The sequence below is a fragment of the Mariniradius sediminis genome, assembly GCF_021491425.1.
GTDB lineage: Bacteria > Bacteroidota > Bacteroidia > Cytophagales > Cyclobacteriaceae > Mariniradius > Mariniradius saccharolyticus.
The window spans coordinates 206,651-230,952 of sequence record NZ_JAKEVZ010000006.1; the positions used below are offsets into that span (position 1 = coordinate 206,651).

At 47.7% G+C, this 24,302-nt stretch carries 20 protein-coding genes; 13 read left to right on the top strand and 7 right to left on the bottom strand.

Annotated features, from left to right (window positions below; genetic code table 11):
* Positions 1–225: 225 nt before the first annotated feature.
* The gene (gene htpG, locus L0U89_RS09670) at positions 226–2,109 is read right to left on the bottom strand and encodes a molecular chaperone HtpG (RefSeq protein WP_234861327.1); all 1,884 of its coding nucleotides are present in this window, start codon (positions 2,107–2,109) and stop codon (positions 226–228) included.
* A gap of 159 nt (positions 2,110–2,268) precedes the next feature.
* Here htpG and L0U89_RS09675 point away from each other — a divergent pair, with 159 nt between their 5' ends.
* The 9 genes from L0U89_RS09675 to L0U89_RS09715 all read left to right on the top strand — a co-directional run bounded on the left by L0U89_RS09675 (position 2,269) and on the right by L0U89_RS09715 (position 11,715).
* Positions 2,269–2,934 carry a heme exporter protein CcmB gene (locus tag L0U89_RS09675; RefSeq protein ID WP_234861328.1) on the top strand — a complete coding sequence of 222 codons (666 nt, stop codon included), beginning with the start codon at positions 2,269–2,271 and terminating at the stop codon, positions 2,932–2,934.
* Between the two features lie 154 nt (positions 2,935–3,088).
* Complete coding sequence (gene ccsA / locus L0U89_RS09680; protein ID WP_008627655.1) at positions 3,089–3,769, top strand: cytochrome c biogenesis protein CcsA; 681 nt, start codon at positions 3,089–3,091, stop codon at positions 3,767–3,769.
* Between the two features lie 88 nt (positions 3,770–3,857).
* Complete coding sequence (locus tag L0U89_RS09685) at positions 3,858–4,106, top strand: CcmD family protein (RefSeq protein WP_234861329.1); 249 nt, start codon at positions 3,858–3,860, stop codon at positions 4,104–4,106.
* Positions 4,107–4,148: 42 nt separating this feature from the next.
* Positions 4,149–4,565, top strand: coding sequence for a cytochrome c maturation protein CcmE domain-containing protein (locus L0U89_RS09690; RefSeq protein WP_008627657.1), 417 nt, complete (start codon positions 4,149–4,151; stop codon positions 4,563–4,565).
* A gap of 23 nt (positions 4,566–4,588) precedes the next feature.
* Positions 4,589–7,123, top strand: a complete 2,535-nt coding sequence (ccsA, locus tag L0U89_RS09695; RefSeq protein ID WP_234861330.1) for a cytochrome c biogenesis protein CcsA — start codon at positions 4,589–4,591, stop codon at positions 7,121–7,123.
* Between the two features lie 103 nt (positions 7,124–7,226).
* Entirely contained in the window at positions 7,227–8,456 is a 1,230-nt protein-coding gene (locus tag L0U89_RS09700) for a M16 family metallopeptidase (protein ID WP_234861331.1), read from the top strand.
* 1 nt (position 8,457) lies between these two features.
* Positions 8,458–9,102: an O-methyltransferase gene (locus L0U89_RS09705; protein ID WP_234861332.1), complete on the top strand. Its 645-nt coding sequence runs from the start codon at positions 8,458–8,460 to the stop codon at positions 9,100–9,102.
* Positions 9,099–10,703 (top strand): LysM peptidoglycan-binding domain-containing protein, encoded by a 1,605-nt coding sequence (locus tag L0U89_RS09710; RefSeq protein ID WP_234861333.1) that lies wholly within the window; start codon positions 9,099–9,101, stop codon positions 10,701–10,703. Before L0U89_RS09705 ends, L0U89_RS09710 begins: the two co-directional genes overlap by 4 nt.
* A gap of 22 nt (positions 10,704–10,725) precedes the next feature.
* The gene (locus L0U89_RS09715) at positions 10,726–11,715 is read left to right on the top strand and encodes a DUF3078 domain-containing protein (RefSeq protein WP_234861334.1); all 990 of its coding nucleotides are present in this window, start codon (positions 10,726–10,728) and stop codon (positions 11,713–11,715) included.
* Here L0U89_RS09715 and L0U89_RS09720 read toward each other — a convergent pair.
* On the bottom strand, positions 11,712–12,140 hold the full coding sequence (locus L0U89_RS09720) for a DUF8439 domain-containing protein (protein WP_234861336.1): 429 nt from the start codon (positions 12,138–12,140) through the stop codon (positions 11,712–11,714). The two genes, L0U89_RS09715 and L0U89_RS09720, sit on opposite strands and share 4 nt — an antisense overlap.
* Before the next feature lie 158 nt (positions 12,141–12,298).
* Entirely contained in the window at positions 12,299–13,444 is a 1,146-nt protein-coding gene (locus L0U89_RS09725; protein ID WP_008627668.1) for a DNA polymerase III subunit gamma/tau, read from the bottom strand.
* 216 nt (positions 13,445–13,660) lie between these two features.
* Here L0U89_RS09725 and L0U89_RS09730 point away from each other — a divergent pair, with 216 nt between their 5' ends.
* Entirely contained in the window at positions 13,661–14,437 is a 777-nt protein-coding gene (locus tag L0U89_RS09730; protein WP_234861338.1) for a Rossmann-like and DUF2520 domain-containing protein, read from the top strand.
* A 233-nt stretch (positions 14,438–14,670) separates the two neighbouring features.
* Here L0U89_RS09730 and L0U89_RS09735 read toward each other — a convergent pair whose 3' ends face one another.
* From L0U89_RS09735 to L0U89_RS09745, 3 genes are all read right to left on the bottom strand, one after another.
* A complete protein-coding gene (locus L0U89_RS09735) occupies positions 14,671–15,528 on the bottom strand; it encodes a pirin family protein (protein ID WP_234861339.1) in 858 nt (285 codons plus the stop codon).
* A 118-nt stretch (positions 15,529–15,646) separates the two neighbouring features.
* Positions 15,647–16,648, bottom strand: coding sequence for an acyl-ACP desaturase (locus L0U89_RS09740; RefSeq protein ID WP_234861340.1), 1,002 nt, complete (start codon positions 16,646–16,648; stop codon positions 15,647–15,649).
* Between the two features lie 196 nt (positions 16,649–16,844).
* Positions 16,845–18,569 (bottom strand): alpha/beta hydrolase, encoded by a 1,725-nt coding sequence (locus L0U89_RS09745; RefSeq protein ID WP_234861341.1) that lies wholly within the window; start codon positions 18,567–18,569, stop codon positions 16,845–16,847.
* A gap of 170 nt (positions 18,570–18,739) precedes the next feature.
* On the opposite strand from L0U89_RS09745, the gene L0U89_RS09750 reads away from it, so the two are divergent.
* The 3 genes from L0U89_RS09750 to L0U89_RS09760 all read left to right on the top strand — a co-directional run bounded on the left by L0U89_RS09750 (position 18,740) and on the right by L0U89_RS09760 (position 21,747).
* Positions 18,740–19,978 (top strand): dipeptidase, encoded by a 1,239-nt coding sequence (locus tag L0U89_RS09750; protein WP_234861342.1) that lies wholly within the window; start codon positions 18,740–18,742, stop codon positions 19,976–19,978.
* Between the two features lie 121 nt (positions 19,979–20,099).
* Positions 20,100–20,672 carry a Pycsar system effector family protein gene (locus tag L0U89_RS09755; RefSeq protein ID WP_234861343.1) on the top strand — a complete coding sequence of 191 codons (573 nt, stop codon included), beginning with the start codon at positions 20,100–20,102 and terminating at the stop codon, positions 20,670–20,672.
* Positions 20,673–20,700: 28 nt separating this feature from the next.
* Positions 20,701–21,747, top strand: a complete 1,047-nt coding sequence (locus L0U89_RS09760) for a hypothetical protein (RefSeq protein ID WP_234861344.1) — start codon at positions 20,701–20,703, stop codon at positions 21,745–21,747.
* Between the two features lie 163 nt (positions 21,748–21,910).
* Here L0U89_RS09760 and L0U89_RS09765 read toward each other — a convergent pair whose 3' ends face one another.
* Entirely contained in the window at positions 21,911–24,193 is a 2,283-nt protein-coding gene (locus L0U89_RS09765; protein ID WP_234861345.1) for a helix-turn-helix domain-containing protein, read from the bottom strand.
* Positions 24,194–24,302: the final 109 nt, after the last annotated feature.

Here is a 24,302-nt window from a genome sequence, read left to right on the forward strand (position 1 = left end):
TTTCAATATTCAATCGCAACAGCTATCCGGATATCCCATCGGAATATAGTTTGAAATCAGGTGAATTTCAAATCCACTTCACTGATGTCCACCAACACCCCAGAAAACAAAAAATCCCCGGCAACTTGCCGGGGATCGGATAAACCTTTGGGGTTTCGGAAACCCCGAAAGTTTATATACTTTTTCAAACCCCCGAGGTCAAAAAAAGACCTCAGGGGTTTTGGATCAAATCATCCCCACACTTCGCTTCACAAACTCGGTCAGGTCCTTGCCGGTCAGCAGGCCTTGGGCCAAGAGCGCCAAGTCAAAGGACTGCTTCGCAAGCTTGGACTGCTCGGCCTCGTCGGCTGCCTTGAGGATCTTGTCGATGACGGGGTGGTTGCCATTGATGGCGACCTTGTAGTTGTCCGGCATCGAGCCGTAGAAACTCATGCCGCCGCCCATTTGGGCCATTTCCTTCATCCGCCGCATAAACTCATCCATGGTCACGGTCACGGGCATTTCCTCTGGGCTGAGGCCCTCGATCGAGATGCTGTAGGCTTTGTTGTCGATGGCTTTTTCGAAGATTTCCTTCACCTGCTTGGATTGTTCTTCGTTCAGCAGGTTGGCATAGGAAGCGTCTTTCTCGATCAGTTTCTCGGCCACATCGGCATCCACACGCTTGAGGGAAGTCTTTTCTTCCTTCATCTCGAGGTGTTGGATAAAGTGGTTGTCGATCGGCGAATCCATCACGAGGACATCGTAGTCCTTCTTGTTGGCACTTTGGATAAAGGCATCCTGCTTGGCGACGTCATTGGCATAGAGATAGACAAGCTGCTCGCTTTTGTCGGTTTGGAAAGGCTTCACCTTTTCCCGGTATTCGGAAAGCGTGAAGAACTCGCCCTTGGTGTTTTTCAGGAGCGCGAAGTCCTTGGCTTTTTCGGCAAACTTGTCCTCGCTAACCATGCCGTATTTCACGAACAGACCAATGTCGTTCCACTTGCCTTCGTAGACTTTGCGGTCTTTTTTGAAGAGCTCACCCAGCTTGTCGGCCACCTTTTTGGTGATGTAGGTATTGATTTTCTTGACGTTGCTGTCGGCTTGCAGGAAGCTACGGGACACGTTCAGCGGAATGTCGGGAGAATCGATCACCCCATGCAGCAGCATCAAAAACTCAGGAACGATATCCTTCACTTCGTCCGTGATGAACACCTGACGGCTAAAGAGCTTGATTTTGTTTTTCTGGAAATCGAAATCGTTTTTGACTTTGGGGAAATACAAAACCCCTGTCAGATTGAAGGGATAATCCACGTTCAAATGGATCCAGAACAGCGGGTCCTCTCCAAATGGATACAATTCCTTGTAAAATGCGAGGTAATCCTCATCCTTCAAATCCGACGGCGACTTGGTCCATATCGGCGAAGTCGTGTTGATGATGTTGTCGACTTCGACGGATTTCCACTTCTTCTCGCCTTTGTCGTCCGTACCGTCCTCCTGGCTTTCGGTCTTGGTGCCAAACTTGATCGGCACGGGCAGGAATTTGCAGTACTTGTCGAGGATTCCTTGGAGTTTCCACTTGTCCAAAAACTCTTCCGAATCCGCATTGAGGTACAGAATCACGTCAGTGCCGCGGTCTTTTCTCGAGCCCTTGGCAATCTCAAATTCGGTGCTGCCGTCGCATGTCCATTGCACCGCTTCGGCTCCATTTTGATACGAAAGCGTCTGGATTTCGACCTTGTCCGCTACCATAAAGGCAGAATAGAAACCAAGACCGAACTTGCCGATGATCTCATTGGCGTCCTTGGAGTCCTTGAATTTCTCCATGAACTCGGTGGCGCCGGAGAAGGCAATCTGGTTGATGTACTTCTTGACATCGTCGGCCGTCATACCCAAGCCTCGGTCGGAGATCGTGATGGTTTTTTTGTCTTTGTCAAAAGCCACCTCGACCCTGATATCGCCCAATTCGCCGCCATATTGACCGAGTTGGGCGAGGCGTTTGATTTTTTGGGTGGCGTCTACCGCGTTGGAGACCAGTTCCCGGAGGAAGATTTCATGGTCTGAGTACAAAAATTTCTTGATGATCGGGAAGATATTCTCGGTATGGATCGAGATGGTACCTTTTTCCTGCATGGCTATAAATAGTTTGAGTGTTACAAATATTAGATACGAAGCCCCTATCAACAGGCGTTCCAAAGGGATAAAAATGCCAATTTGTCAGAATCATGATAAAAGGCTAATCGCTATGTGCAAAGGCACGGAGGATTCAAGCAATTGGTTTACTTTTGCCCCATGTTCCAGCAACTCAAGACCCTCATCAAGAAGGAAATTACGCTCGAATGGCGGCAGAAGTATGCACTCAATGGCATCTTGCTGTATGTTATATCGGCTGTGTTTTTGACCTATTTGAGTTTTGGTGCTAGGGACGGCAATATCAGCCCACCTACTTGGAATTCGCTGTATTGGATCATTATCCTTTTTTCGGCAGTAAATGCAGTGGCCAAAAGTTTTGTCCAAGAGCATCAGGGGCGGCAACTCTATTACTACATGGTGGCTTCGCCGGAGTCCATCATCCTGTCCAAAATGATCTACAATGCGCTACTGACCTTGCTCCTGGCGTTGCTCGGTTACTTGGTATTCAGCGTCATTTTGGGCAATCCGATTGCCAATCAAGGGCTTTTCCTCGTCAACTTGGTTTTGGGAGCTTTGGGATTCTCGGCCTGCCTGACGATGGTTTCGGGTATCGCCTCCAAGGCTAGTAATAATGCGACGCTGATGGCGATATTGAGTTTTCCAGTCGTCATCCCGATCCTGTTGATGGCTATTCGCGTGTCCAAAAATGCCATGGACGGATTGGATTGGTCCACGAGTTGGGACAAAGTCTTGACCTTAGTTGCTATCAATGCCATCGTGACCGTGACTGCCTATCTGCTTTTCCCCTATGTTTGGAGGAGTTAGGAAGTAAATGGATTTAACTTTTTGGGAAGTGGATTTTCACATGAATCCGACGCTTTTCATAGCATTCCTGCCGTTCCCAACATAAAATGACAAAAAGCACCGTAATGAGGAACTTATGCCCTATTTTTGCGCTTGAAAATTGCAAAAGTAACCCATGAAGGCAAAGTGGTGGAAAGTCCTGGCCATAATCCTGCTGGCCTATACCCTTACGGCCGGACTTCTGTTGGATGTACCCAGGCTACCTATTCTGAACGAGACCATTCGCGCATTGTATTTCCATGTTGCTATGTGGTTTACGATGATTCTATTGCTATTGGTGGCAGTGGTGTACAGCATCCGATACCTCCGCAGCAACGACTTGAAAGATGACGATGTCGCCATCGAATTTACCAATGCAGCAATACTTTTTGGCTCCATAGGCATATTGACAGGGATGCTTTGGGCGCGCTTCACTTGGGGCGCCTTTTGGGTCAATGACCCCAAACTCAATGCGGCTGCTATCGGCATGTTGATGTATTTCGCCTATTTGGTATTGAGAAATTCCCTTGTCGATGTCAGCCAAAGGGCCCGCATCGGCGCTGTATACAATATTTTCGCTTTTTCTGCCTTTCTTCCCTTGATATTCGTGCTTCCAAGGCTGACCGACAGCCTCCACCCCGGAAACGGGGGTAATCCCGGCTTCAATGCCTACGACCTGGATTCCCAGCTTCGGATGGTGTTTTATCCCGCGATCATTGGTTGGACGCTCTTGGGCGCTTGGATCGGAACACTGCGCGTAAGGCTACGCCGGGCAGAGCGAAAAATCGAAGAAAAATTGATCAATCAAGTATCATGAAATCGAGCTTGAGGAAAACTTTAAATTCCGGCATCATCGCGTTACAAGCGAGATTCCATATGTCCATTGAAAGACAAATGAATTTCATATGAAAAAATGGATTATTCTTTTGCTGATGGCTTGGAGCCTTCAGGCAAGCGCACAAGAAAAAATCGAAATCACCTCTGAGGATTACCAAAACTCCGGTGTAGAGATGGCGGATGCGATGCGTGCTGATGGAAAAATCTATGTTTTGGTGGGCATTATCTGTATCGTATTTGCCGGAATCACCGTATACGTCATCCAAACAAACAGGAGAGTCAGCAGGTTGGAAAAGCTGTTGGAATCACAGGAATAATGGAATCCCAAGCGTTGGCTTGAAAATAATCAACTATTTATTATGAAAAAAGGACATATCATCGGACTTGTGATTATAGGCATAGCAATCCTGATTATCGTCTCGATGCTGGGCGATGCCAGTACCTATGAGTCGTTTGCTACTGCCAAAGAAATGAAATCAAACGGAAACGACAAAGCCATCCACGTGGTGGGCCAATTGAAAAAAAGTGCAGATGGGAACGTAGAGGGAATCCAAGTCAATGAGGACAAAACATCCTTCTACTTCATGATGGTGGACAACGAAGGCACCGTACAGCAGGTCTATTACAATGAACCCGTGCCAACGGACTTCTCTCGGGCAGAACAAGTCGTCGTAATCGGATCTTACAAAAACGAAGACCTTTTTGTAGCTGATAAGATCCTGATGAAATGCCCCTCCAAATACCAGGAAACGGAAGTTTCAACAGCTGGTATGTAACCCAACAGTAGCTTCCCCCTTTTATGATCAATACCTTCGTCGGTAATCTCGGCCATTTTGCAGTCATCGTTTCCTTTGTGAGTTCCTTGGTGACTGCTTTTGCTTACTACCAGTACATCAAAGCCACTGAATTGGAAAAAGCCAACTGGCGGAGATTCAGCCGTTCTTTCTTTTACATCCATGCCGTGGCCAGCGTCACGGTTGCGTTTGCACTTTTCGAAATCATCTACAACCATCGTTTCGAATATTTCTACGCCTATTCCCACTCTTCCAAAGCACTTCCTGTTCATTACATGATTTCGAGTTTTTGGGAAGGCCAAGAGGGTGCGTTTATCCTATGGATATTTTGGAATGTGGTGCTGGGACTCGTCTTGATCCATACCAATAAGTTTTGGGAAGGACCTGTGATGATCGTGTTTTCATTGGTTCAGGCCTTTTTGGTCTCGATGATTTTGGGGGTTGTGATCGGTGATTTGAAGATCGGATCATCTCCGTTTATCCTATTGCGGGACATGATGGATGCGCCGATTTTTGAGATGAACCCGGATTTCGTACCCGAAGACGGTACTGGCTTGAATCCCTTGCTTCAGAATATCTGGATGGTCATTCACCCGCCGACGCTTTTCCTGGGATACGCGTCCACCTTGGTGCCTTTTGCCTTTCTGATGGGCGGGTTGGCGACCAAAAAATACACTGAATGGGTGCGGCCTGCTTTGCCGTGGGCACAGTTCTCGGCCATGATTTTGGGCATGGGCATCATCATGGGTGCTTATTGGGCTTATGTGACGCTGAACTTTGGCGGGTATTGGAATTGGGACCCGGTCGAAAACGCCGTGTACGTGCCTTGGCTTATCATGGTGGCAGCGATCCATACCATGATTACCTTCAAGAAAAGCAGCACCGCCTTGAAGTCCTCGATTGTTTTGGTCATTGCGTCCTTTGTACTGGTACTTTATGCTACATTCCTCGTGCGCAGCGGCGTATTGGGTGACTCCTCGGTACACTCATTTACTGACTTGGGACTTTCCGGTCAGTTATTGATTTACATGTTGTTCTTCCTTTTTGTGGCGATATTTTTGGCTGCGAAAAACTGGAAACATATCCCGACTTCCGAAAAAGAGGCCTCTGTCTATTCCAGGGAATTCTGGATTTTCATTGGCGCCACTACCCTGGCTTTGATGGCATTCCAGGTGATCTTGCCTACATCCATTCCAGTTTGGAACGCCTTGGTCGAAAGCTTCGGAGGCATTTCCAACCTTGCCCCTCCTGCGGATCAGATCGGCTTTTACACCAAGTTCCAATTGTGGTTTGCTGTGGCGGTTGCTTTATTGACAGCTGTTGGGCAGTTTTTTTGGTGGAACAAGATGGACTCTAAGGCGCTCCGTGAAGCTTTAGTGACTCCATATGTCATTTCCGTTGTACTGTCAGCGATTATCATTATTACCGGAAAAGTATTCGACATCACCTACATCATTGTCGTTTTGGCAGGAACTTTCACAATTGTGGCCAATGCAACGATTTTGATTCGCTTATTGAAAAAATCCAGCTTCAAACTGGCTGGAGGATCCTTGGCGCATATTGGCTTGGGGATGATCTTGATTGGCGTGATGTTTTCCTCGGGCTATTCGGAAGTGATCTCCTACAACATGTCTGGATTGACCTACAGCAACTCTTGGGAAGATGAAATGAACAAAGAGCATGTGCTGCTTTGGATCAATAAACCAACCCAAATCAAGGATTACACGGCTATCTACCGAGGCAGACAGAAAAAAGTGGTAGGCGTTCCGGGTTATGTAAACGTCAACCTGATGGAATCCACCGGCAATGTCAATGAGGCCGTGGCGCTGAACGACATCGAAAAAAACGGCAAAACCTATTTCAAAAAAGGAGACACGCTTAAAATCGTATTGGAGGAAAATGATTATTTCCAGATCGACTATTACCAAAACGACGAGTTGAAATTCACGCTGAATCCCATGTCCCAGTTCAACAGCAGCATGGGACTGATTTCTTCACCCGACTCCAAGCGCTATTTGACAAAGGACCTTTACACATTTGTCTCGGCCATCAATGATTTCGAGGATCCGGAGTGGAAAGAGGACGAAATCTTCGAAGTATCACCCGGAGAACAGTTTTTTATTGCTGATTTCGTGACGCAATTTGAAGGAGCAGAAGTCCTCAAAGAAATCGACGGGATGCAGCTAAATGATGGGGATATCGCTGTCAGGGCCAACTTGAGTGTGATGGACTATGATATCGAGAAAAAATTGCAGCCGGTTTTCATCATCCGTGGTAACCAAGTCGGCAAAATCCCGGCGATCGACAATGAACTGGGCGTAAAGGTGGAATTGGAAAATATCCTGCCCGAGCAAAACAAGTTTTCCTTCAAGGTCAACCGCTACCAAAAGGACTACGTGGTACTGAAAGCTATCCTCAAACCCCAAATCAATATCCTCTGGATTGGCACCATCATCATGCTGATTGGGTTTACAGTCGCGATCTACCGCAGGTACGACGAATTCAGCAAAATGCGTGACAAGGGATTGGAGGGTTCTTGATTCCTATGTTGCTCCCCATTTTCAACACCTCGATCGACCGATATTCCTTTTTGACTGCGGCAAACCCGGGAATTTTGTACTTTAAAGTTTGGAACCATTGAACATGCAGTACAACTTGAAAGAATTGCCCAACGGCATCAGAATCGTACATCAGGAAATTCCGCATACCAGGCTGGTGCACTGTGGGTTTGTGCTCAACATCGGTAGCCGTGACGAGTCCAAAGAACAAGAGGGCTTGGCCCATTTTTGGGAGCATATGGCCTTCAAGGGGACCAGAAAGCGGAAGGCTTTTCACATCATCAACCGTCTCGAATCCCTCGGCGGCGAGCTAAATGCCTACACTACAAAGGAGAAGGTATGCTTCTACGCCAGCCTTCTGAAAGACCATTTTGGGAAGGCGGCGGAATTGTTGTATGACATCACATTCCATTCGATTTTTCCCAAAAAACAGATTGAGAAAGAACGCCAAGTGATTCTCGAAGAAATGTCCATGTACCGGGATTCGCCGGAAGATTCCATCCAAGACGACTTTGACGAATTGGTTTTTGAGGGGCATGCCTTGGGAAGGAATATTTTGGGAAATGAGGAAACTGTCAAAAGCTTTGGGCAAGAAGATTTCTTTGATTTTATCTCGACGAGGTTTGACACTACCCAGATCGTTTTTTCGGTTGTGGGCAACGTCTCATTCAAAAAGGTGCTGCAACAGGTGGAAGGTGTTTTGGCGGAGATTCCTGCGAAGAGAAGCCTTTACGTCCGAAGCAAATTTGCAAGCTACCAGCCCAAGACCAAAACGCTCGAAAAAGATATCACGCAGGCCCATTGTGCGATAGGTAAGCCAGCCTACTCCATGTATGACCCGCGTCGCTTCCAACTCTACCTGCTCAATAACATCCTTGGCGGACCGAGTATGAATTCCCGTCTGAACCTTGCACTCCGCGAAAAGCACGGCTATGTGTACAGCGTCGAATCCAACTATCAAGCCTACTCTGATACCGGGTTTATTGGTGTTTTTTTTGGCACAGAACCGGGCACGGCAGGCAAAGCCAAAAAGCTTGTCCTCCATGAAATGGAGAAACTGCGTACGCGCAAAATGGGAAGCCTCCAACTTCACATGGCCAAAGAACAGGCCATTGGCCAAATGGCCATGGCTGAAGAAAACTACGCGGCGCTGATGTTGGTCTTTGGGAAAAACCTGCTTGACAAAGGCCGGATAGACTCATTGGATACCATTTTTGGAATCATCCGTGAAACCACCGCGGAAGATATCCTGACGATCGCGAATGAGGCCCTGGACCCAAATCAACTCAGCTACCTCAACTATATTCCCGCATAAGATGGAATTCATCGACCCAGCTTTATTGGCATATTGCGAAGCGCACAGCAGCGAGGAAGATCCGATTTTGAAGCATATCTACCGTGAAACCCACGCAAAAGTGCTGATGCCCAGAATGCTCAGCGGGCACCTCCAAGGGAAGTTCCTGGAATTCATCTCGAAATCCATCCAACCCAAAGTAATCCTAGAAATCGGCACCTATACCGGATATTCGGGCATTTGCTTGGCGCGTGGCCTGGCAGCAGGAGGCAAACTCATTACCCTCGACATCAACGATGAACTGGAAACGATGGTCAGGGGATTTTTTGAAATGGCAGGCCTCTCGGACCGCATCGACTACCGCTTGGGCAATGCCCTAGAGATCATTCCGAGCCTCCATGAGCAGTTTGATATGGTCTTTATCGACGCCGATAAGGCCAACTACATGCGTTATTATGAACTAGTTATAGACCAAGTTCGGCCGGGTGGCGTTATTTTGGCGGATAACGTTTTGTGGTCAGGAAAGGTAATCCTCGAGGCTGGAAAAAAAATCGACAAAGACACACAGGTGATCCTGGATTTCAATAAAATGGTTCAACAAGACCCAAGGGTGGAAAATATCCTCCTTCCTATCCGGGACGGACTGATGATGGCGAGAAAAAAATGAAAAAGAACAATACAATTCGCTTGACTTTATTGGCTTTTGCCTTTCTGATATTCGGAGAGGCCTTTGGACAAGTGCCGCAAGTGCCGTCGGAAATGCGCTTTGCGGACCTAACAATCAAGATCAATGAGCAGGCAAGGAGGGAAATCCAAGCCGATGTGGACGCACTCTACCGCAACGCCTCCTATTTTCAAGTGAAAGCAGAGCGGGTAAACCTTTACCTGCCGATTGTGGAGAGGGAATTGCGTGCGGCGGGCGTACCGACCGACTTCAAATACCTGGCAATCCAGGAAAGCAGCCTGATCGCCGACGCTGTTTCCACATCCAATGCGGTAGGATTTTGGCAATTCAAACAGGGCACTGCAGAGGAGGTATCCCTGCGTGTGGACAGCCAAGTGGACGAGCGCAAAAATATCGTTGCTTCCAGCCAAGGTGCTGCCCGTTACCTGAAAAAACACAATGCCCAGTTCAACAATTGGATGTGCGCATTGGTCTCCTATCAAATGGGCCTAGGTGGTGCAAAAGCCTATTTTGGCACCCAATACAACGGCAAAAAAGTGGTGGAAGTGGATCGGAATTTCCATTGGTATTTCAAGAAGTTCCTAGCGCACATGGTGGCATTTGAAGCCCCAACGGTGATGCTGGCATCCAATTCAGGCTTTTTGGAGGAAGTCCAAGTGCAAGGGCCTACTACTTTGAAGGCCTTGGCCCCAAGGCTTGGCGTCACGGAAGCACATTTGAAAGAATACAACAAATGGAGTCTGAGGGGAAATGTACCGGATGATAGGCCGTATTCAATCCTATACATCAAGCAAGGTGCACAAAAATCAGTTCCCGCCATTGCCTCGTCAACGCAGACCCAAGCTTCCGAAACCACCTATTCGCCTCCGGCCAGGTACACTTCAAGCCCTCCAGCCAATCCTTATCCAAAAATCACAGGGAATACCCAAAATTCCACCCAGCCAAACCAAATCAAGGCCAACGACCTGAATGCAATCAAGGCCGCCCAAAATACCCGTCAGGAAAATCTTGCGCAAGAGGTTGGTCTCAAAGAAGGAAAATTCAGGAGGATCAATGACCTCGGCAAAAATGAGAAAGTCCAGGCCGGGCAGTTTTATTATACGGAACCAAAAAGATCAAAAGCAGAAGCCGAAACCCACGTGGTAAAACCCGGAGAGACACTGTGGTCGATTTCCCAAATGTACGGCATCAAGCTTTCCGCGCTGAAGGCAAAAAACCGAATCCGCGAGGACCGCGATCTCAAAGCTGGCATGATCCTAAATCTGCAGGATTTTCGGCCTCGAAATGAGCCGATTCCGATGGTACCGGCCAATGAATACCGCCGGATCGTCGCAGGCGAAGAAACAAGCCCTCCTTCCAAAAGCATGACTCCAAAAACGGAGGCAACTCAGAATCCGAGCACGCCCTCTACATCCACCACCGAGCGTAATGCCAATCGGGTGATACATACTGTAGTACAGGGAGAGACGTTATTCCGCCTAAGCCAACTGTATGGTGTTTCGGTGGATGATATCAAAAAATGGAACAACTTATCCGATAACAATATCCGCATTGGACAAAAAATAACGATTTTGAAGCCCTGATCGAGCGAGCGCTATTTCTGAAATGTTGAAAAGATTTCTTGTTTCTTTTTTATTGCTTTTAACTGCATATGGATTAGTCCGTGCGCAGGATCCGCTTCAAAAAGCTGATACGCTGCTGATTAGTGGCGACACAATCATTATGCTGGGGGATTCGGTCATTATCAAACAGGCACCCAAGCCTGTCTATTGGGAAAAAGGCGGGAACTACAACCTCAGCATCCAACAGGTCAGTCTGTCCAACTGGAATGCGGGTGGTTCGAGCAACCTCGCCTTCAATACTGGCCTGAACCTATTTGCCAATTACAAAAAGGACCTCATCATCTGGGACACCAAATTGACCATCAACCTCGGCTTCAACCGCCAAGGTGGAAGGAGCTTTGCCACTAGAAAAACAAACGACAACTTTTTCTTTATCACCAAGTACGGCCGCGAGCTTTCGCCAAAGTGGTTTCTTTCCACACAGCTGGACGCACGGACACAGCTCTTGGCTGGATACCGCTACTTCAGACCTGCGGGTGCGGAGGAAGATGCGAGGACCCGGCTTTCGGACTTTCTGGCGCCCGCCTACATCCAATCCTCCACCGGTCTCAACTATCGCCGGGATTTCAAAAACAAAGATCGCCTTTCGCTCATCGCGTCACCTTTTACGGGGAGGTTCACGATTGTCATGGATGATTCCCTGAGCAATGCGGGTGCTTTTGGTGTAGTGCCCGGCGAACGCTTGTATGCAGAAGCGGGGCTTTCCTTCAGCTCGATGACGGATTTCCAGATTCTCGAAAACGTCAGGTGGAGAGCAGATTTAAACCTCTTTACCAACTTCGAGCGGCTCGGCAACTTTGTCGTCAACCTCAACTCGGTCATCAGCTTCCGTGTCAACAAGTACATCACGACACGGATGGAAACAATCTTGATTTACGACGAAAAAGTCTTTATCCCGCAAGATAACGGCCCACCCAAACAAGCCGTACAGCTTCAAAATGCGATCAACTTTGGCTTGGCACTGGAATTCTAAAAGTCGGTTTCCAGTTTGAACCGATTCAGCAGTTCATCAAGCAAGTCGCTTTTTTCCCGAAGGTAATGCAGCTTGTCGGTGCTCGTGTAGAGTCGCTTTTTGTCATCTTTGACTTCCTCCCGTACCTCAAATTCAATCTGTAGATTGTAATTGTTGAGTTTCCGTCTGAGTTCGGTCGTGATTTCTTGTTTGATTTTTTGAAAAATACCGGCCTGAATGTCCGATACCAAATGGAAAACTGCCTTTTCACCCTCCAATTCAAAAGGCTGATTCAGCGCGACTGCTTCCAGATTTCTATGCTCTTCCTTGAAGGCTTGTATAATCCCCACCAAAACATTGGACAGCTTTTCTTTATCAAAAAAATCAACCTGGTGTTCCTCGGCTTTTTCATGGACGGTACGATCATGAACAACTTGTACAGGCACATCGACCGATTGCTGGGAGACAATCTTTTTAGCTGCTGTGATGCTTAATGGAATCGAAACGGTTTTTTGGATGGGCGTTTTCTTTGCCTCCAGTCCATTGCCATTTTTGAAAAGTGAGGGTGCCGGTGACGTGGGTTCGACACTAGGAGATGCCTGGGCTAAGCTTTTTTTTTTGAATCCTCCTGTGCCAAAGCCGCCAAGCTGATCGCTTGTGGGAGCTTGGAAAGTTTCATCAGCGCCAATTCGACATGAAGGCGCTGGTTACGGCTGCTCTTATAGTTGATATCGCATTGGTTGCAAATATTGAGTGCCGAAAGTAAAAATGAAATGGAAGTCTGTTCAGATTGTTGAAGGTATCTGGCTCTAGCTGACTCCGAAACTTGCATGAGCGTCACAGTCTCAGGGTCCTTGCACACCATCAGGTCGCGCAGGTGCTCCGAAAGACCCACGATGAAGTTGTGCCCATCAAATCCTTTCTTCAAAATCTCATCAAAAGTAAGCAGGACCTGACCAATGTTTCCCGCCAAAACCGCATCCAAGACCTTGAAATAGTAATCGTAGTCGAGGATATGGAGGTTGTTGATCGTTTCCTGATAGGTAAGCTTATTGGTAGCCGAATAGGTAACGATCAAGTCAAAAATCGACAAAGCATCCCGCAGCGCGCCGTCAGCCTTTGTGGCGATCAGGCGAAGTGCCTCTTCCTCGGCCTCAATATTTTCCTGCTTTGCAATATGCGTCAGGTGATCGGCAATGTCCTTGATCTGTATCCTGTTGAAGTCAAAAATCTGACAACGAGAAAGGATCGTTGGGATCACCTTGTGCTTTTCCGTGGTCGCCAAAATAAAGATGGCGTACTTCGGCGGTTCCTCCAAGGTCTTCAAAAAGGCATTGAAAGCCGCATTGGAGAGCATGTGCACTTCGTCAATGATATAGACCTTGAAGAGCCCATGCTGTGGCGCATACCTTACCTGCTCGACCAGGTTGCGGATATCATCGACCGAATTGTTGGAAGCGGCATCGAGCTCGTGGACGTTGAATGATGCGTTGTTGTTGAACGCCGTGCAAGAATCGCATTTATTGCAGGCTTCGAAGTCCGCCGTTCGGTTTTGGCAGTTGATGGTTTTTGCCAAAATCCGCGCACAGGTGGTTTTACCTACACCCCTTGGCCCGCAAAAAAGGAAAGCCTGTGCCAAATGGTTATTCTTGATCGCATTCTTCAGCGTCGTGGTAATGTGCTGCTGCCCAACCACGGAGTTGAAGTTGGACGGCCGGTATTTCCGCGCTGATACGACAAAGTTTTCCATCGCTGCAAGATATAAAATTATTGTAATTCTGGACTTGGGAATCCATGAACTGTACCAGTGATTTTTTGCAACAGTTTCATAATCAGGGATAATAATTGACCGTTTCGATTTTTCGGATCAGGCGACTTAATTTGATTTCCCAAAACTTGGATTGCGGCCAAATCCTCAAATCAACGGCAGACTACGATTTTTCCCCTGAAAAATTTAACTTCCGATATGAAGTTCAAAATCACAATCATCGGTACCGGCAATGTCGCTTGGCATTTGTCCACAGCAATGGAAGAGGCCGGCCATACGCTTACCGAAGTGTATGGGCGGGATATCAAGCAAGCCGAAAAAATCACGAACAGGGTTTACCTTGCCGAACCCAAGGATGACTTGGATTTCTCGGACTCCGAAGCGCAAATATTCATCCTCGCGGTAAGCGACAATGCCATCGCGGAGATCTCCGATGCCATTATCCTGCCCGAGGAGAGCATCTTGGTCCATACTTCGGGCTCTGTGCCCTTGGATGTGTTGGGGTACAGTTCGGCAGCCTACACGGGGATTTTCTATCCTTTGCAAACCTTTAGCAAAGACCGCAACATTGACTTCGCCGAGGTTCCGTTTCTGTTGGAATCCGAAGACCAAAGCACGCTGCAAAAACTCCAAAAACTCGCCAAAAGCCTTTCTCCCCACCAATACATCCTCCGATCCAAGGACCGACTCGCCCTGCACGTAGCCGCGGTATTTGCCAGCAACTTTTCCAACCATATGCTTAGGTTGTCAGAGGAAGTAATGAGGAGACAAGGCTTGGATTTTGAGATGCTCAAACCGCTCATCATAGAGACCATCAGCAAGAGTCTCGAGCTCGGGGCCAAACGTGCACAAACGGGTCCAGCAATCAGGGGCGATTTCCAAACGCTGGACCGCCATTTCCAATTTTTGAACTACAACGAGCAGGTGGCGGAAATTTATAGGCTATTATCTCAAGACATCATTGATTCCTATTAAAAAATACCTGAAAAGGACTATTTGTAATCACCAAGTTCTTTCCTACCTTTGACCCGGGTGATTAAGTTACTTTTTAATGTTAATGATGGCCTTGCAATTCTTGGTCTTCAAACTTTTGAAAAATCAAGTGGCAGCCAAAAGCTGCCACTTTTATTTTTACCAAGGATTTAATAGCTGATTTTCGGTTTCCGCAATTCCCATTCGGAATAATCTCCATCCTGGTGATCGTTGGTTTACTCTTCCCAAGTTCCAAATTTACCCATCTGATAATCCATGTATGCTTGCCGGATTTCGTCTTGGGTATTCATCACAAATGGCCCCTGTGCGACCATAGGCTCTGCGAACGGCCTAGCATGGCCCAAAATCACCACCGCATCCTCCGAAGCTTCGACCGCAATAGCATCGCCATCATTGTTGAATTCCACCAAAGTCCTGAAGGGGACCCTATCACCCATAATCCTGACCGACCCACGCACGATGTAGAAAAAGACGTTTTCAGTCTGTGGAATCTCCTTTTGGAGTTTTGCTCCTTTGTCAAGAAAAACGGTACTCAGGAAAATCGGTGTGAGGGTTTCAAAACTGCCTCGCTCACCATTCCATTCCCCCGCGATCAATTGGACCCTCACGGTCCCCTCCTCGCGCAGGGTGAAGTGGGTGATTTCCTCTTTTTGCAATCCGATATACCTCGGCTCAGTCATTTTCAGCCTGGCAGGAAGGTTCAGCCACAGCTGAAGGATTTCCAATGGTCCTCCTTCCTTCTTAAACTGCGAAGAAGATACCTCGGCATGGATCAAACCACGCCCTGCAGTCATCCATTGGACTCCGCCCGCCCTAATCACCGATTCGTGCCCGCCGGAATCCTTGTGCATGATATCCCCTTCCAAGATAAATGTCACTGTCTCCATGCCCCGGTGCGGGTGTGGACCAAATGGAAGCCCGTGGTTATTGGGACCGTAGGTTTGAAAACCATGGTGATTTAAAAAAATGAAGGGGTCAATCTGCCGCAATCTTGGCGAAGGAAGCGGATTGTAAGTAGTCAAATCAGCGATGGGATGGTAGGTAGCCGGGTGAAGGTTCTTTATGGTTCGCATGGCTTTCTCTTATTTATACAGACATAATTGGCCTTTCAGGTATTTTGTTCACTGGATTTTGACGAAATGAGGCAAAACCAAGCAAAAAAAAAAAGCCTGACCAAGTCAGGCTCTTCTCTTATCTCAACCAAGCGAGGGATACCTCGTCTGGAACTTTCATTCTATCGGCAAGGCGCATATACCGATCCGAAAGGTTGGATAGGTAATCCTGGGCTTTGGCCGCCATGTCATTCAGACCGCTCAGGCTTTCGATTTTCCAAAGTTTGACCAAGTGGTCAATGATCCTCGCATAATCCCATCCGGTGTAGATGCCGATCTTCTGTGTGATGGCAGAGAACTGGTCAAACAGCGTGGGATTGCTGCTTCCTTTTCCCATAAGGACTGCAGGCATGACGATCTGTTTGCGCATCATTTTTTCAAAGGCCAGGATCGCCCCGCTGGGATCAATCTCGAAAATCTCGCTCATAAAGCTTTTGTAGGCCTTTTCATGCCGCGCTTCGTCACCGGCAATGGTTTTACAGATTCGGGAGAGCACGTCATCGCCGGCCTTGTCTGCTAGTTTGCCGGTATTGACATGGGAGATCTTGGTGGCTCTTTCCTGAAAGGAAGTGTAAATGATCGCCTGGTAAGGGTCACGCTCCGAACGCGGGTCAAAGCCGTTGTAGATCAGGCGGTGGATGGTTTGCTCCACCTTTTTCATATCCGCCCGTCCCGAAAGGTAAAGGTACTTGTTGAGCAGGTCGCCGTGTCGGTTTTCCTCTGCTGTCCAGGCCTTGGACCATTTGACCCAACCCGAATTACTCAAGAGGTTACCCTCCACGTTGATTCCTTCCAGCATATTGAAATAGGTCTGGTAGCTCGGTAGGGCTTCCTCTGTAATCATATTGCCGACCAGGGAAGTAATCACAGTATCCGGGATATTGGCCGCTCTTTCCTGCAATTTCTTCAATTCTTCAAACGCCTCTGGCTTGCCCATGTCGGGCAAAAAATCAGATGGCTGCCAGCACTCTTCTGGATCGACCAGAACGTTCTCCACGGCATTGGTTACAAAACCGTCCAAATGGGAGATGACCTCCATGTTTTTCTGTAATTCGTAATCGATATTCTCTGATTTTTTCATGATACTTTCTGGATGCGCCAGATCAAATTTTATTCGATTTTACACAAGCATAGGCAAAATTGGAAGTGCAAGTTCTACGCTTGGAAATATTCACTGATCAAAGGTATCCACAATTTACGGTATTGGGTTACAAAAAACCCGATTTCGAAATCGGGTTTCCATGACAAAGGTCAACTTTCCCCAATTTAAGGCCGCACTATTTGGTCAGCACCCAAGTTTTCTGGTTGAAATTGGAGGGTGCAGTCGCCCGTAGCCTGTTGGCAATTTTGTCCAAATACATCGTATTATACCTAAGGCGGGTAATGTAGTTGGGCAGGTTTGGATCACCATTCCAGCAGTGTTCGAAGCGGTCTCCGTATTTCACTTCCCCGGCATAGTAGGGATCTTTGGTGCTTTCCAAAAACTCCTCGCAGAGGTAAACGGCATTGTTGAGGTAATAATTGTCCATATCCCCACAGTAAATGTGGATTTTTCCTTCCAAGTCTTTGCCGAGTTTGCCCCAATCCCGCTGCATGATATGGGTCAGGTCATAATTTTCCTTCCAATGGGCCGCGACTTCCTTGTCGATTTCACCGGTATACTTATCCCAAATGGGCTTGGGATAGCCATCTTCGCCTACTGGGGAAAAAACAGCCTGCCAGATATCCCACTGGTCTCCCGAAAGGCTCTTCTCGCCACCAAATGCCAACTCCCGGTAATTCATATCCCTCAGCATCGTGGAGACATGCCCGAGGTAATTCCTTTTTCCCACCCGGTCCATTTGTTTGAAAGGTCCTCCAAATGAATATGCATTCTCATCCTCGTAGATATTGACAGTCGTGAAAGCCCTGAAGTCAATAGGGTCTGGACAGGCCGCAAAGCAGCCATTGTACTCGGTGGGGTACTTGACCTGCACGGCCAGCGCCTCCCAGCCCCCCGTCGAACCCCCATAGGTGAAGCGGGCCCAGCCCTCGCCAATGCCGCGGAACTGCTGCTCGATGTAAGGGATGAGTTCGTAGGTGATCGCATCCCCATAAGGCCCCAGATTCTCAGAGTTGACGGCATAGCTATCGTCGTAGAACGGATTGGCATGCTGGATTTCGATCACGATGAATTTGGGAAAATCGGGTGAAATCCACTTTTGGTAAAAATCATAGGCTTCCTGCTGCTGGATTTTGTTGTAACCGTAGATGCCAAACCGTGCATTGTATTCGTCCTCCAGATTCTCATCGGGCGGTGAGGTCCTGAACCCTCCAAAATCAGAAGGAAAATGTCCGTGGTAAATCATCAGCGGATAGTACTCGCTTGGGTTCTTCTCAAAATCCCTCGGCAACAGCACATGGGCACCGAGGTACATATCCCTGCCCCAGAAATCCGACAGCATTTTGCTCTTGAACTTGATATGCTTCACAAACTCGGTATCTGCCGGTTCTTCGACCGGTGGATTGATTTGGTCCATGTGGAGTTCGATCGGGGTCTTGCCATCCCAAGTGACTTTTTTGGTCGGGCTGAAGATATTGCCGGGCGTGCGGTTCCATTGCCTTCCCTCCCACTGGTCCATGGGCATCTTCACGGTATGCCCATCCGAACGCTTAAAAGTCTCATATTTGACAAAATAGGCCTGAACCCAATATTCTCCCGCGGGGATATCTTCCCAGTTTTCGATTGGAAAACCAAAAGACTCCAAGTCAAACGACAAGGGCTCCCCTTTTTTGTAATTCTCAATATCCATCCCAAAAACCTGCGCCGAACCGACCTCATCACTCACTGCTAACCTTGGCTCCGGGCTTTCACTGTGGTGCAGCAAGAGCAGCAGCCTGCCATCGGAAATCTGTTCTTGGAATTGATCGGCGATTGTAATGACTACTTTGGAAGATGGGCCGGAATTGCAGGCGGAAAACAACAACAGGAGCAAAAACAGTGAATTGGCAGCGCGTTGCATATAGGATGTTTGGTTGATTCAGTAAAATTTAATGTATTTCGTCGGTAAACCTTATGAAAATTATACGGATGGAAAAGTTTTGCTGCCCGTACCAAATAATCTACCATCTATCAATCTTGATGAATTGAAAATTGTCGAAAATGATACATTAAGGTAAAATTCCAGAAATGATGAGAAAATCGATATGGATCGTCTTGGGACTGGGCCTTTTGATGGCCTGTTCCGCAAAAACCGAAAAGATAGACTATACCAAACTCTCCGAGGAGGAAGTTTTGGCTGAGGCAAAGAAGATCGCCCACGAAACCATCATTGTGGATGGACACATGGACCTGCCCTACCGGATGTACAACCTCGGCAACCACTTGAATGGAGCGGTTTATGACTTTATCAACCGTCAGACCGAGGGCAATATCGACTATGTCAGGGCCAAGGAAGGCGGCGTGGATGCGCCATTTATGGCGATTTATATTCCTGCCTCTTACCAAGAGAAAGGTGGGGCCAAAGTCCTCGCAGACACGCTTATCATGATGGTGGAAAGGCTGGTAAATACCTGGCCCGACAAATTGGCCCTAGCGAAAAGCCCGCAAGAAATCGAGGAAAACTTTAAGAAAGGCCTGCTGTCCCTTCCCATGGGCATTGAAAATGGCGCTGCCATCGAGGATGATATCAATAACCTGCAATATTTCTTTGATAGGGGAATCCGCTACATGACACTGACCCACGGCAAGGACAATCTTATCGGCGACTCTTCCTACGACACTGCCCGTACCAACAATGGGCTGAGTGATTTTGGGAAAAAGGTAGTGCTGGAAATGAACCGCTTGGGAATGATCGTGGATGTTTCCCATGTGGATGACAAGACTTTTTTCGATGTGGCAGAAGTGAGTAAAGCACCAATCGTGGCTACCCATAGCTCGGCAAGGCATTTTACGCCCGGATTTGAGCGGAATGTATCCGATGAAATCATCCAAAAAATCGCAGAGAAAAAAGGCATGGTGATGATCACCTTCGGTGGAAGTTTTATTGACCAAGGGTACGCAGCGGCGGGTGACTCCATACGCGCGCATATTCAGGAATGGCTCAAAACGAATAACCTCACGATGCGTGATTCCGTTGCCCAAGCATATATCGCCGCCTACCGCGCCAAAAACGCACCAACGGTCCAAGTCTCCAAAATCGCCGAGCATATCGACCACGTCGTCAAGCTAGTCGGGATTGACTATGTGGGCCTCGGTTCCGATTTTGACGGTGTGGGAGATACCTTGCCTGAGGGAATGAAAGATGCGTCTATGTATCCCAACCTCATTGCCGAATTGCTGAAAATGGGATACTCGCGGGAGGATATCGAGAAGATCTGCCACAAGAATTTCTTCCGCGTCTGGAAAGATATCCTAAATGCCGCAGGATAGCTTGAAAATCCTCCCCATCGGAGGATTTTTTTGTTTTTGCCTACATCCTCAAATGATGCATTGAAATTTTCAGCATTTGAGAAATATTTTTCCTTAAATTCGACATCGGTCAACATATCCTATGGAAGCAGAAATCAAGAAACCGAAAGCCGAAAAAACCGATAGGGAGCGGCAGACATTTTTCCGAGTAACATTCAAGAACAATTGCAACCTGCTACAGATCGCAGACAACAAGGCCAATATGGTCATCAGCATCAATGCACTGGTCATATCTTCCATCATTGCCATAACAGGATATGGAATGGTTTCGCAGGTACTGGATTTTCAAGGGCTGAAAATGGTCTTACCAATATCATTGATTGCTATATCCTGTTTCAGTTCAATGGTGTTGGCTGTACAGGCTGCGAGGCCTAAGATTATCACCAAACAATCCGTGCCGAAGGATTTGGGGAAAAGCAGCATCCTGTTTTTTGGAGAGAGTTCCAACTATTCCCTGCAGGATTACTTGAGTCAAATTGATTTAATCCTACCCTCCAAAAAAGAGATTCATGAACAAATGGCCATTGCGCTCTACTATCAGGGCAAAGTATTGAACCGAAAATACAAGCTACTCAGCTATGCCTACCTGGTCTTTATCTTGGGTTTGGCCTTTGGGCTGTTGACCTTTTTGGTTTATCTGATTTTCATGACCTAGACATCCACATTCAAAACACCTTGACATCATGGCAAAGAATCATTTCATTTTTTACCGCGCCCTATTTTCCCTGGCCACCATTTGCTGTTTGACAGCAAGCCCAACTTATGCGCAGACGGAAAACGTATCCAAGCTTTTTCGTGAAGACGCCCCACTCGAAGTCAAGCTGTCCTACTCCTTTCAGGAAATCAAGAAAAAGAGCGCTTCAAAAGCCTACACCCCCACCTACTTCCACTACAAGAATGAGGCTGGAATCTGGGACTCGGTCCAAGTGGAAGTCCGTGCTCGGGGAAATTTCCGACAAGAAAGGTGCATGTTTACCCCCATCAAAATGAAAATCCCAAAAGGCGACCGCAAAGGCACCATTTTGGGTGGGAATAAAAGCCTGAAGCTCGTGTTGCCTTGTCAGAATGCCAAATATTCCAACGACCTTATCTTGAAGGAATATCTCTGCTACAAACTTTACGAACCTGTTACGCCTTATTTTTTCCACACCAGGTTGGTCAACATCACGCTAACGGATGTACAAAGCAAGCAATCCAAAACCTATGAACTGAAGGGGATCTTGGTGGAAGATGATGAGGAAATCGCGGATCGCTTCGGGGCAGAGATCAAGTCAGACGTAGACATCAATCCATTCCGCCACCATGATACAACAGCCCTGAAGCTGGATTTTTTTCAATATATGATCGCCAATACAGACTGGTCGAGCTACTACCAACACAATATCCAACTCATGCAGCTTCCGACCAAACAGTACATTCCGCTTGCATATGACTTTGACATGTCTGGTATGGTGGATGCACCATATGCAGTGGTAAGCAAGGAAGTACCGATTCAGTCGGTGAGGGAAAGATATTTTCGAGGCGTTTGTCGAACGGATGATTTGTATGCCTATGTACGGGGGTTTTATTTGGAAAAAGAGGAAGAGATTTTCAAAGCCTACGACTATATCTCCGATCAAATGGATCCAAAAGAAATCGAAAAAAGCAAAGCCTATTTGGATGGATTTTTTAAGACCTTGAAAAACGAGACACAGTTCAAAACAGAGATATTGCTCAGGTGTAGGAAATAATAGGTTAGTCTTTTCCTTTGGCTAGACGTGAAACCTCTTTATCGCTTTCTGGGAACGGGCTAAAGCACCGTTCCTATTGAACTAACAAACACATTTTTTACGTCCGGAAGCGATTATCCTAATTGCCTCCTGTTGTGACCGAAAATTTTAGACAGAAAAGGTTTCAACCCTCCAACCGCTCCTTCAAATCCAAATAGGCACTGACCATCTTGAGGCTGCCATAGTCGTATTGGTCGGGATAGGTTTGACGAATTTCAGACAGATCCCCGGCGTGTTTTTCCAAAATAGCCCCTATCTCATCGATCTGCCGCTGTCCCATGTGCCTAAAAATATCCACCTGCCCTTCTCCAATCCCCCGGGCCAAATGGCCTCGGATCGTGGACTCTGCCAATCCCCTTTCGGCAGCAATTTCCGAAATGTTCTTCCCAGCATTGCTGAGTTGGTAGGTCAGGAGATAAGTATCGCCCTTGACCCGCTTGAGGGAGGGTTCCTTTTCCGACTTTTTCTTCTTGCCGGTCTTCGAAAGACTGAATTTGGGGTTTTCCGCAGCTGCCTGCTTGGCTTCCAAGGCCGCCTGCAGGCGCCAATCAATCAGCTCTTGGGTGATTTGGTTGACCTTGCCAAATTCTTCCCCATCGATGATGGCACGCGAAAGCAGCAATACCCGACGCACTTCTTCCCATTTCCTAAACAGGGCCAATTCGATACCCGACAGGCCCTCTTGGTATTCCTTGGTCTTGGAAAACCGCGCAACTTCGGCGGAATGTATCAGGACCAATTTGAGCGCCTTTTCCAATATCTTGGAATAGTAGGCTGAGCCTTTTTCCAGCCTTTCGGACAACTTCTCCATCTCAGCGGCCTGCAGCAAACTGACGAGTTGGCGCTGGAACTTGGTCGTATTCTCGGATTCAAAAGCAAGGTCGGCCATCAAAGTCGGGATAGCAAGGCGCATTTCGACATCCTCAAACTCCATCGAGCTGTCGGCATCCTTTTGGAAGGCCTCAATGCTTTGGAACAGGGTCTCCAAGGAAAAGGTGTGGGTGAAAAGCTTCTCCAAATACCTGCGCTGATGGAAGGACAACAGCTTTTCCAAAGGCTCCTGTTGGCTGGCGGAAACAGTGAAATCCGAGGCATTCGGATCGGCGGAAATGATATGGCTTTGGATGCGGGTCCGCAGGGTCAGTCCCTCCAAGCCCTTCAGGCGACTCAGCGCCACATACACTTGCCCCGGGGCAAAAGCCTGCCCTACATCGATAATCGCCCGCTCAAAGGTCAGTCCTTGGCTCTTGTGCACGGTCACCGCCCAAGCCAATTTAATCGGAAAATGCTCGAAAGTACCGATGATTTCTTCCTCAAGTTCCTTGGTCGTTTCATTCAGCACATAGCGTTTGTTTTGCCAAATCTCGCGGCGCAGGGTCGTGCGGAATGCATTCCCCTCCATGATGACAGCGATCTCATCCCCTTCGATTTCGGCAATCCTGGCCATTTTTCCATTGAAATACTCCGCCGAACCGCTCGAGTCGTTTTTGATGAACATCACCTGCGCCCCTTCTTTCAGTTCGAGCACCTTGGGCAAGGGATACATCGACTCAGGAAAATCCTTGTCGATGACCGCTTCAAAAAAATATGATTTTCCCGGCAGGGCTTGGAGTTCCTGTTGGTTGATCGAGTCGGCCTTGTAATTATGAGTCGTAATGGTGATGGTATCCTTCAGCGACTTGATTTGATCCTCTGTTTTATAAAAGGAATTGAGGGTTTGGATATCGGCGGGCGTGACCCGGTTTTCCCGAAGGTGATTCAAAATCGATATGAATTGCTCATCCTTTTGCCTGAAAATCTTGTCCAATTCCAAATAAACCATGCCCGAATCCCGCAGCGCCGCCGCCTCAAAGAAGTGCATGCTTTTGTAAAACTTACCCAAAACCCGCCATTCCTCATCCTTGACGATCGGCGGCAATTGGAACAAATCCCCAATCATCAGCACCTGCACCCCGCCAAAGGGTTCGGAAAAATTGCGGTGCACACTTTTCAGCCTGTAATCAATGGCATCCAAAACGTCTGCCCGCAGCATACTCACCTCATCGATGATGAGCAACTCGATGGATTGAAGTACCTTTTTTCGGCTGGCGTTCAGCGTATGCCTCCTGCCAAGGCTGTATTGTGTGTAGAATCCACCGCTGCTGCCAAAGTTCCCCTCAGGTTCACGCGTTGGCAAAAAGGAACCCAAAGGCAGCAGAAACTGCGAATGGATGGTCACTCCCTTGGCATGAAGTGCGGCAATACCCGTCGGCGCCACGATGACAAAGCGCTTGTGGGTCAATTGGGCAAGCTTGCGGAGAAAAGTCGTCTTCCCCGTGCCGGCCTTTCCCGTCAGAAAAATCGGGCAATGCGTCGTGTTCACAAAATGTGCGGCCAATTCCAGCCTATCGGTCACTTGGTGTTCCATAGGCTCCAAAATAAACTATAAATCCAAAGGAAAAGGCGTGTGAAACGTTTATTTAGCAAAGTTTTCAAAAAAATGTAACTTTGTCGACCGTAGATAGTTGTCATACTAA